Raw genomic sequence first — 7,319 nt, forward strand, 5'->3', positions numbered from 1 at the left:
CCTTGGGCGCGAACCAGAGCGGGGTTTCCAGTCCCCACGAGTCGCCCATGACCGCATTGTTGGCGAGCATCGTGTCGTAGAGCGGCGTCGTCTGCGCCGGCCGGGCGGCCGGCAGTTCCTCGTTCGGAAAGCGGATCGAGAAGCGCCGCGAATAATTCTCGCGCACCTTGGCGTTGGTGTAGCGCAGCGTCGCCCATTCGCCGAAGCGGGCGACATCCATGCCCCAGACGTCGAAGCCCGGATCGCCGTGCACCATCCAGTTGGACAGCGCCAGGCCAACGCCGCCGCCCTGGCTGAAGCCGGCCATGACGGCGCAGGCACACCAGAAGTTGGTCAGGCCCTGGACTGGGCCGACCAGCGGGTTGCCGTCGAGCGCGAAGGTGAAGGGGCCGTTGATGATCTGTTTGATGCCGGCCTTCTCGATGCCGGGGAAATGCTTGAAGCCGATCTCCAGCGACGGCGCGATGCGGTCGATGTCGGGTGGCAAGAGTTCATGACCGAAATCCCAGGGCGTGTTGACCGGCGACCATGGCTTGCAGGCTTTTTCATAGGTGCCGAGCAGGATGCCGTTGCGCTCCTGGCGGGTGTAAATCTCGCCCTTGAAGTCGAGCACGCCGATCATCTCGCGGCCGGTCGATCTGTTGAATTCCTCGACCTCCGGCATCGGCTCGGTGAGCAGGTACATGTGCTCCATCGCCAGCACCGGCAGCTCGACGCCGACCATGCGGCAGATCTCGCGCGCCCACAGCCCGCCGCAATTGACGACATGCTCGGCTTTCACCGTGCCTTGCTCGGTGACGACGTTCCAGGTGCCGTCGGCTTCCTGCGTCAGCTCGACGACGCGGTTGCGCAGCACGATCTCAGCGCCGAGTTTTCGCGCGGCCTTGGCGTAGGCGTGGGTCGTGCCGGAGGGGTCGAGATGGCCTTCGACGGGATCCCACATGGCGCCGACGAAATTCTTCTCGTCCATCAGCGGGAACATCGCCTTGGCTTCGGACGGCGTGATCAGCTCGGTATCCATGCCGAGATAGCGGCCCTTGGCGTGGGCGAGCCGCAGGAAATCCATGCGCTCGGGGGTATCGGCCATCATCACGCCGCCGGTCAGATGCAGCGAGCAGGACTGGCCGGAAAGCTCCTCGATCTCCTTGTAGAGCTGGACGGTATAAGCCTGCAGCTTGGCGACGTTCGGGTCGCCGTTCAGGGTGTGGAAGCCGCCCGCCGCGTGCCAGGACGAGCCGGAGGTCAGCTCCGAGCGCTCGATCAGCATGATGTCGGTCCAGCCGGCCTTGGCGAGGTGGTAGAGCACCGAGCAGCCGACGACCCCGCCGCCGATGACAACCGCTTTAACGTGGGATTTCATGAAGATAGGTCCGTTTTTGCAGAGACTGAATCGAGTGAGCGGGGCGTGAAAGATCAAAAATCGGTCGGCGCGCCGCCTTCGGTGCGGCGCTTCTCGACGAAGTCGTTGAGCTCCTCGCGGATGGCCGGGTCCATATACGGCTCTTCGTATGCTGCGAGGCGCTCCTTCCACACCTTGTTGGTGCGTTCCAGCGCCGTCGGCGAGCCCGCCTCGGTCCAGGTCTCGAAATTGCGCCAGTCGGAGACGATCGGCGAGTAGAAGGCGGTCTTGTAGCGCTTCTGCGTGTGCTGGGTGCCGAAGAAATGGCCGCCCGGGCCGACCGACTGGATGGCGTCGAAGCCGAGCGCGTCTTCGGAGAGATCGAGCGGGGTGAGAAATTCGGCCACCATCTGCAGGAGGTCGATGTCGAGGATGGTCTTTTCATAGGAGCAGCGCAGGCCGCCTTCCAGCCAGCCGGCGCCGTGCATCATCAGATTGCCGCCGCCCTGGATGGCGCCCCAGAGCGAAAAGACGCTTTCATAGGCGGCCTGAGCGTCGACCGTGTTGGCGGCGCAGGTGTTGGAGGTCCGGTAGGGGATATTGTAACGGCGGGCGAGCTGGCCGCCGGCGAGCTGCGCCTTCATGTATTCGGGCGTGCCGAAGGCCGGTGCGCCCGACTTCATGTCGACATTGGAGGTGAAGCCGCCATAGCCGACCGGCGCGCCCTTCTTCACCATCTGGGCAAAGGCGATGCCGGAGAGCGCCTCGGCATTCTGCTGCACCAGCGCGCCGGCGATGGTGACGGGCGCCATGGCGCCGGAGAGCGTGAACGGCGTGACGATCACCGCCTGGCCCATGCTCGCCATTTGGATGATGCCTTCCATCATCGGCACGTCGAGCTTGAGCGGCGAATTGGTGTTGATGATGGTGAAGACCGACGGCTCCTCCATCAGCTGCTCGCGGCTGACGCCGCGCGCGATGCGGGCGATCTCGATGCCGTCGACATTGCGTTCCTTGCCGAGCGAATAGATGTGGAAGACCTTGTCGGTCAGCGTGGCGAGGTCGCGGATGCATTCGAGATGCCGGACCGAGGGATGGATGTCGATCGGCTCGACCGGATAGCCGCCGGTGCACTGCAGGATGTTGTGCATCTGCGCCAGGCGCAGGAAATTGCGGTAGTCGACCTGGTTGCCGGGGCGGCGGCCGCGGTCGAGGTCGGAGCAGTTCGGCGCCGAGGCCATCATCGACAGGATAACGTTGTTGCCGCCGAAGCGCAGATTGTGCGCCGGGTTGCGGGCGTGCAGCGTGAACTCCGGCGGACAGTACGCGATGAGCTCGAGGATCATGTCGCTGTCGAAGCGAACGCGCTCGCTGCCTTCGCGAACGTCGGCGCCATGCGCCTTCATGATGCGGCGGGCTTCGTCATGCAGCACGTCGACGCCGATCTCCTTCAAAACGCGCAGCGAGGCGAGGTGGATCGATTCCAGTTCGTCGTCGGACACCAGCCTGGTGGGCACCAGCGGGTTCTTAAGCTGCCGGAACGGCGGCTGCTCGAAGGCTGCCGATCCGCCGGCACGTTTGCCAGCACGGCCGCCGCGGCGGGCGCGATCTGTTGCCAATGCCGGTTCGGCGGGGTGAAGTGCGGCAGTCATGAGAGGCCTCGTGGGGATGCGAAAGTGGTCGGCATAATGGACCGGCGGCAATGCTGCCGGTAAGGAGGCGGCGACCACTAGGGCGAGGGAAGCGACATGACGGAAGGGCAGATTGCCCGCCGAATTGCCGCCGCCAAAGCATTCCCTGCCGGCGTTCCTGACAAGGATTGGCTGGAACATGCGCCCTTGCCGTCAGTTGGCCCTTACGGCTGTCGCCGGCAGCGGCTAAGCCTGCGTTGAATGCAGCAGGAATGATGGCTCTGGCGAAATCAGAGACCGACGAAACGGTGCAGTGGGCCGCGATCACCGGCGTGATCGCGACCGTGTCGGTGTTCGCCATCGCGCAGGGGCTTTCTTATCCGCTGCTGAGCTTCATCCTGCAGCGTCAAGGCGTGTCGCCGGCGGTGATCGGCCTGTCGGCCGCGATGACGCCGGTCGGTTTCATCCTGTCCTCGCCGCTGATCCCGGGGCTGGCGCGCCGGTTCGGAGCGGGGCGGACTGCGCTCATCTGCGCCGGGCTCTCGGCCCTGGTGCTGGCGCTGATCGGCTGGACGCAGGACGTCTATTTGTGGTTCCCACTGCGCTTCCTGGTCGGCGTGGTCACCAATCCGCTTTATGTGCTCAGCGAAATCTGGGTGATCGCGCTGGCGCCGCCGTCGCGGCGCGGGCGCGTCATGGGCATCTATTCGACCATCATCTCGGCTGGGTTCGCGGCCGGACCGATCTGCCTGCTGGCGGTCGGCACGGAGGGTTGGCCGCCTTTTCTGGTCGGCATCTTTGCTTTTCTTTTCTGCGGCGCCTGCCTGGCGGTCGTGGTGAAACGTCTGCCCAGGGTCGACGAGGCAGGTGAAAAAGTTTCGGTGCTCGGCTTCATGCCGCTCGCCTGGCTGCTCCTGTCGGCGGTCGTTGCTGCCGCCGGTTTCGAGCAGTCGGTGCTGGCGCTGCTTCCCGTCTATGGCACCCACTTCGACATTCCCGAGACGCGCATGTCGGCGCTGCTGTCGACGATGATCGCCGGCAACATCGCCATGCAGGTGCCGCTCGGCCTGCTCGCCGAAAGACTGACGGCGCGCCTCGTGCGCTTCGGCTGTGTCTCGGTGACGGTTCTTGGCTGCGCGCTCTTGCCGGCGCTCATCGAGACGCCGCTGATCTGGCCTTGCGTCTTCATCTGGGGCGCGGTGTCCTACGGGATCTATACGATGTCGATCATCGAGCTTGGCGAGCGTTTTACCGGCTCGGCGCTGGTCGCGGGCAATGCCGCCTTCTCCTTGATGTGGGGCGTCGGTGGCATCCTCGTGCCGCCGCTGACCGGCGGCGTGATGGACTTGATCGGCGCCGCGGGGCTTCCGGTGACGCTCGGCGCGATCTGCGCGGCGCTGGCTGTAGTCACCGTCAGTCGCCGGCGGGTGATGTAGGGCCGGCTGGCTGAGCGCAGGCCGCTCTGCTCTTGAATGTTGGCGCGGCGAACGCGATGTAGGCAGGGCCGCCAGACCCGGAGACCCGCATGACCAGCCCGATGACCCAAACACAGCCTGAATTGCCGGTCGAGGATCCTTTCCTGTGGCTGGAGGATCGCAACGGCAAGGAAGCGCTTGAGTGGGTCCATCGCCAGAATGCGACGACTGTCGCCGAACTGCAGGGCGATCCATCCTATCAGGCGGCATTCGAGACCGCGCTCGACCTGATGACGGCCGAGGACAATATCCCGGTCGGATCGGCGCTCGCCGGTTACGTCTACAATTTTTGGCAGGACAAGACCAACGCGCTGGGCTTGTGGCGCCGCGCGACAATCGCCTCCTACAAGACCGACAAGCCGGATTGGGAAACGATCCTCGATTTCGATCAGCTCTCGGCCAAGGAAGGCGTGAAATGGGTGTTCGGCGGCGCGAGCCGGCTCTATCCCGATTTCGACCGCTGCCTGCTGTTCATGTCGCCGGACGGCGGCGACGCCAGCGAGATGCGCGAGTTCGACATTGCGAAGAAATCCTTCGTCGAGGACGGGTTTCGGGCACCGGCTTCGAAGTCGGGGTTTTCCTGGCTGGACAGGGATACGGTGATCGTCTCGGCGGCTTTCGAGGACGAGGACAAAACTCAGTCAGGCTATCCGCGGGTGATCAAGCTCTGGCGGCGTGGCACGAAGCTGGAGGAGGCGACGCCGATCTTCGAGGGCGAAAAAAATCATCTCGCGGTCGGCGGCGGCGTGGAGTTCGATGGCGACAAGAAACATGTCATGCTCGGCAAGACCATCGACTTCTTCACCTCGCACAGTTTCCTTCGGCTGGCTTCGGGCGAGAACCGGCGCATCCCGCTGCCCGACGACGCGACCGACACCGCGATCTTCAAGGGACAGCTGGTCTTTGGCGTCCGCAGTCCGTGGACGGCGCCGGACGGCACGCGCTGCCTGCCGGATGGGCTCTATTCCGTGGATTTCGACCGCTGGATTGAAACCGGTTCGTTCGAACTGGTCGAGACGCTGCTCAAACCGGAGCCCCGCGTTTCAATCGCAGGTCTCGCGAGGACGCAGGACCGGCTGTTCATCAACCTGATGGACAATGTGCGCGGCAAGGTCGTCGTTTGCGACCGCACCGGCAATGGCTGGTCGGTGAAGCCGGTCGACCTGCCCGACAAGGGCAATGTCGGCATCAGCCATGCCGAGCATTTCGGCTCCAGCGTCTCCTTCTCCTTCACCGATTTCCTGACGCCGAGCTCGATCATATGGTCGGACGACAATGGCGACACACTTCAAACCGTGAAATCGCAGCCGGCGCGCTTCGATGCATCGCCCTATGTTTCGGAGCAGTTCGAGGCGCGCTCGAAGGACGGCACGATGATCCCGTATTTCGTCGTCAGGCGGCGCGACCAGACGGGACCGGTGCCGGCGCTGCTCTATGGCTATGGCGGCTTCGAAGTACCGCTCTTGCCCGGCTATGCCGGTATCCGCGGCAGGCTCTGGCTGGACAAGGGCAATGCCTATGTGCAGGCCAATATCCGCGGCGGCGGCGAGTTCGGCCCGGCGTGGCATCAGGCGGCGCTCAAGGGCAAGCGCCAGAAAGCGTTCGATGATTTCGCCGCGGTCGCCGAGGATGTGGTCAGGCGCGGCATCACCACGGCGGCACAACTCGGCATCCAGGGCGGCTCGAATGGCGGCCTGCTGACCGGCGTCTCGCTGACGCAGCGTCCGGAGCTGTTCGGCGCCGTCATCATCGACGTGCCGCTGCTCGACATGCTGCGCTACACCGAACTGCCGCCCGGTGCCTCGTGGATGGCGGAATATGGCGATCCGTCAAAGCCGGAGGAGGCTGCATGGCTCGCCGCCTATTCACCCTATCAGCGTGTGGCGACCAGTGCCGTTTATCCGCCGGTGCTGCTGATGACCTCGACCGCGGACGACCGCGTCCATCCGGGGCATGCGCGCAAGATGGCGGCGCGGCTCCAGGCCGCCGGTCACGGCAAGACGCTGTTCTTCGAGGAGACCGAAGGCGGCCATGGCGGGCGCGGCGATCGCCGGCCCCAGGCCGCGCAAACGGCGATGCGCTACGTCTTTCTGCAGCGCACGCTTGCCGGTCCAGCTTGAATTGCTGGCCGTTGGCGGCTTAAGGTGCCGCCATGGTCCGCATCAGCACATCAGGCGCCTTCGGGGTCGCGGTGACGCCGTCACCGCGCACGCTGCGCGCCGAGCTTTTGCGGCTGTGCGCCCGCATCGGCTATTCGCCGCCCCGTTTCCTCTGACGAATCCGCCCCGGCCACCGCCGGATTGATTCAAGAGGAAAGACAAACCCATGACCTATCAGAACTATTCGCTGAAGCAGCTTCAGCAGATCGATGCCGCGCATCACCTTCATCCCTTCACCGACCATAAGGAACTGCGTGAAGCGGGCTCTCGCATCATCACCCACGCCAAAGGGCCGTTCATCTATGATTCCGACGGAACGGAACTCCTCGACGGCATGGCGGGCCTCTGGTGCGTCAATGTCGGCTACGGCCGCGACGAACTGGCGGAGGCCGCCTACGCCCAGATGAAGGAGCTGCCCTACTACAACTCCTTCTTCAAGTGTTCGACGCCTACACCGGTGCTGCTGTCGCAGAAGCTGGCGGAACTGGCGCCGGAGCATGTCGGTCAGGTCTTCTACGGCTCGTCCGGCTCCGAGGCCAACGACACAGCGCTGCGGCTCGTGCGCCACTATTGGGCGCTCGAAGGCAAGCCTGAGAAGAACCGGATCATCTCGCGCAAGATGGCCTATCACGGCTCGACGATCGCCGGCACCTCGCTCGGCGGCATGGAGCCCATGCACAAGCAGCTCGGCGGCGCGGTGCCGAACATCGTCCAT

6 protein-coding genes are annotated in these 7,319 nt (G+C 64.6%); 4 read left to right on the plus strand and 2 right to left on the minus strand.

Translation table 11 applies throughout. The annotated features are described in order from the left end of the window. Both EOA79_RS26945 and EOA79_RS26950 read right to left on the minus strand, forming a co-directional pair. Positions 1–1,360: FAD-dependent oxidoreductase (locus EOA79_RS26945; RefSeq protein ID WP_128293455.1), on the minus strand; the 1,360-nt coding region annotated here is incomplete at its 3' end. A 53-nt stretch (positions 1,361–1,413) separates the two neighbouring features. Then, positions 1,414–2,991, minus strand: a complete 1,578-nt coding sequence (locus tag EOA79_RS26950) for a trimethylamine methyltransferase family protein (protein WP_095825665.1) — start codon at positions 2,989–2,991, stop codon at positions 1,414–1,416. A gap of 254 nt (positions 2,992–3,245) precedes the next feature. On the opposite strand from EOA79_RS26950, the gene EOA79_RS26955 reads away from it, so the two are divergent. From EOA79_RS26955 to EOA79_RS26970, 4 genes are all read left to right on the plus strand, one after another. Continuing rightward, the gene (locus EOA79_RS26955; protein WP_128293459.1) at positions 3,246–4,406 is read left to right on the plus strand and encodes an MFS transporter; all 1,161 of its coding nucleotides are present in this window, start codon (positions 3,246–3,248) and stop codon (positions 4,404–4,406) included. Positions 4,407–4,495: 89 nt separating this feature from the next. Next, positions 4,496–6,565, plus strand: coding sequence for a prolyl oligopeptidase family protein (locus EOA79_RS26960; protein WP_095825664.1), 2,070 nt, complete (start codon positions 4,496–4,498; stop codon positions 6,563–6,565). A 32-nt stretch (positions 6,566–6,597) separates the two neighbouring features. Beyond that, positions 6,598–6,720, plus strand: a complete 123-nt coding sequence (locus EOA79_RS26965) for a capsid protein (protein WP_066999731.1) — start codon at positions 6,598–6,600, stop codon at positions 6,718–6,720. Between the two features lie 50 nt (positions 6,721–6,770). Beyond that, positions 6,771–7,319 (plus strand): aminotransferase class III-fold pyridoxal phosphate-dependent enzyme (locus EOA79_RS26970; protein ID WP_128293457.1); only part of this gene is annotated, 549 nt, incomplete at its 3' end.

This window comes from Mesorhizobium sp. M1A.F.Ca.IN.020.03.2.1 (genome assembly GCF_004023205.1).
Classification (GTDB): Bacteria; Pseudomonadota; Alphaproteobacteria; order Rhizobiales; family Rhizobiaceae; genus Mesorhizobium.

Excerpts from the sequence above, each read along its gene's own strand:
- EOA79_RS26955 (WP_128293459.1), top strand. The coding sequence starts at position 3,246 with ATGGCTCTGGCGAAATCAGAGACCGACGAAACGGTGCAGTGGGCCGCG.
- EOA79_RS26960 (WP_095825664.1), top strand. The coding sequence starts at position 4,496 with ATGACCAGCCCGATGACCCAAACACAGCCTGAATTGCCGGTCGAGGAT.
- EOA79_RS26965 (WP_066999731.1), top strand. The coding sequence starts at position 6,598 with ATGGTCCGCATCAGCACATCAGGCGCCTTCGGGGTCGCGGTGACGCCG.
- EOA79_RS26950 (WP_095825665.1), bottom strand. The coding sequence starts at position 2,991 with ATGACTGCCGCACTTCACCCCGCCGAACCGGCATTGGCAACAGATCGC.